General features: G+C 34.1%; 1 protein-coding gene. It reads right to left on the reverse strand.

Annotation, left to right across the window (positions count from 1 at the left end):
* Positions 1 to 149: 149 nt before the first annotated feature.
* Positions 150 to 854 (reverse strand): 30S ribosomal protein S2 (rpsB, locus tag WFK35_RS22935; protein ID WP_336734971.1); only part of this gene is annotated, 705 nt, incomplete at its 5' end.

An 854-nucleotide genomic window follows, 5' to 3' on the forward strand; every position in this document is an offset into this window, starting at 1 on the left:
TGCTTTAGCACATAATTTAAGAAAAAAAGTGGCGTAAGATCCACATTTTATTTTAAAAATCAGCCAAAAAATCCAATCTGAAAAGTTTAATAAAAAAAACCGCCTCATGGAAATGAGACGGCTTCTTGTATTTTAAAGAAAATCTTTAATTATTCAGCATCAAAGTCAGCATCTTTATCAGCAGATACTACTTCTCCTTCTTCTTTAGATTTTTCTTTATCAGCTTTTCTCTGAGACTGACCTTCTTTGATAGATTCAGAAACTACGCTAAGAATCATATCGATAGATTTAGAAGCATCATCGTTTCCTGGGATAACGAAATCAACTTTTCTTGGGTCAGAGTTTGTATCAACAATACCGAAAACCGGAATACCTAATTTTTTAGCTTCAGTTACCGCGATGTGTTCTCTCATGATATCTACTACGAATACAGCAGATGGAAGTCTCACCATGTCAGCGATAGAACCTAAGTTCTTCTCAAGGTTAGCTCTTTGTCTGTCTACCTGTAATCTTTCTTTTTTAGATAAAGTTTCGAACGTTCCATCTTTTTTCATTTTGTCGATAGAGTTCATTTTTTTAACAGCCTTTCTGATAGTAACAAAGTTTGTTAACATACCTCCCGGCCATCTTTCTGTAATATAAGGCATATTAAGTTCAGAAGCGTGTTTTGCAACAACTTCTTTCGCCTGCTTCTTAGTAGCTACGAAAAGAACTTTTTTACCTGCAGAAGTTAATTTTTCTAAAGCGTTACAAGCTTCATCCAATTTAACAGCTGTTTTATGTAAGTCTACAATGTGAATACCATTTTTCTCCATAAAAATGTATGGAGCCATATTTGGATTCCACTTTCTAGT

Source organism: Chryseobacterium sp. VD8, from assembly GCF_037149975.1.
Lineage (GTDB): Bacteria > Bacteroidota > Bacteroidia > Flavobacteriales > Weeksellaceae > Chryseobacterium > Chryseobacterium indicum.